The sequence below is a fragment of the Roseomonas sp. AR75 genome, from assembly GCF_005222815.1.
Taxonomy (GTDB): domain Bacteria; phylum Pseudomonadota; class Alphaproteobacteria; order Acetobacterales; family Acetobacteraceae; genus Falsiroseomonas.
This window is the reverse complement of sequence record NZ_STGB01000011.1, coordinates 1-1,444: the sequence shown is the minus strand read 5'-3', so window position 1 is coordinate 1,444 and position 1,444 is coordinate 1. Positions and strand designations below refer to the sequence as shown.

Below are 1,444 nucleotides of genomic sequence, written 5' to 3'. Positions count from 1 at the left end.
AAGGTCACAGGTTCAAATCCTGTCCCCGCATCCATCTTGATTTGCACCAACAACGCCTCGGCAACATCGCCGGGGCGTTTCTGATTCCGAGCACCCTTCCGCCAGCCGGAGAAAGGCGCCCAGCTCGCCACGCACCTCGATCCGCAGCCGCTCGCCCTCGGGGATGAGCCGGATCGCCTCCACCAGGCCCCGCACCACCTCCCGCGCCTCGGCGCCGTCCTCGGCCGCCAGAACCCGCGCGAGCTCGGCGACGCGCTCGCGGTAGAGCTCCGCCAGGTTCGGGTGCAGCCGCGGGGCAGGGGTCTCCGCACCCGCCAGATCGGACTGTAGCCCCGCCTTGCGACGCTCCAGCTCCTCGAGCCGGCTCTTGAGCGACGGCGAGGCCGTGCCCGCCACGATCGCATCGACCGCCCGCTCGATCTGCCCCTCGACCCGGGCCAACTCGGCGCGCTGCGCGGTCAGCCCCGCCGAGGCCTCGGCCTGCAGCCGGTTCCAGGTGGCCGTGAACTCGGCGACGAACTCCCGGAACAGCGCGGGGTCCATCAGCCGCTCGCGCAGCGCCCCCAGCACCGTCTCCTCCAGCACGTCCCGCCGCACCGTGAGCCGGTTGCCGCAGGCCGTCGGGCCCTTGTTCCGCGCCGCCGAGCAGCCGAAGTGCTCGGCCGACATTTTCGAGAAGCCCCCGCCGCACGCGCCGCAGACCATCAGCCCAGAGAACAGGTAGCGGGGCCGCTGCTTGGTCCAGAAAGCGCCAGCCTTAGCCTCTGCCCCCTGCGCCGCGCCCTTGCGATCCAGGGTTGCCTGCCGGGCCTTGGCGGCCTCCCACAGCTCGTCCGAGACTATCCGCAGCTCCGGCACCTCGGTGACCACCCGCGCCTCGGCCGCGGCCCCGCGCGCCACCCTGCGCCCGGTGCTCGGGTCCTTGGTCCAGGCCCGACGGCCCCAGACCTGGCGGCCGATGTAGAGCGCGTTGTTCAGGATCCCGGTGCCCTTGCCGCGGTCGCCGTTGATCGCGCTCGGCGCCCAGGCCCCGCCGCGCGGGCCGGGCACACCCTCCGCGTTCAGCGCCAGCGCGATCCGCTTAGGCGCGAGTCCGGCCGCGTAGTCGCGGAAGATCCGTCGCACCACCGCCGCCTGCCCCTCGTCGATCTCGCGATGGCCGCGGCCCGGGCGCCCATCGGGGGCCGGCGCGATCCGGTAGCCGTAGGAGAGCCCTCCCGCGCTGCGGCCGTCCTCGGCCACCGCACGCAGCCCGCGATGGGTCTTGGCCTTGAGGTCCGCCAGGAAGAGCTGCGACATCGTCCCCAGCAGCCCGATATGCAGCTGGACACCTCCAGAAACGTCATCTTTCGGCGGGCGTGACTGTAGAGTGGTGCACGGTCGCCTGCTGGGCGACGGGATGACCGGGATGACGCTGCTGGAGGACGGCCGGTGCGGCGCTGAT

The 1,444-nt window shown here is 72.4% G+C and carries 1 protein-coding gene; it reads right to left on the bottom strand.

Annotation, left to right across the window (positions count from 1 at the left end; translation table 11 throughout):
• Window positions 1–12 precede the first annotated feature (12 nt).
• Complete coding sequence (locus E4T13_RS29515) at window positions 13–1,299, bottom strand: recombinase family protein (protein ID WP_137181976.1); 1,287 nt, start codon at window positions 1,297–1,299, stop codon at window positions 13–15.
• Window positions 1,300–1,444: the final 145 nt, after the last annotated feature.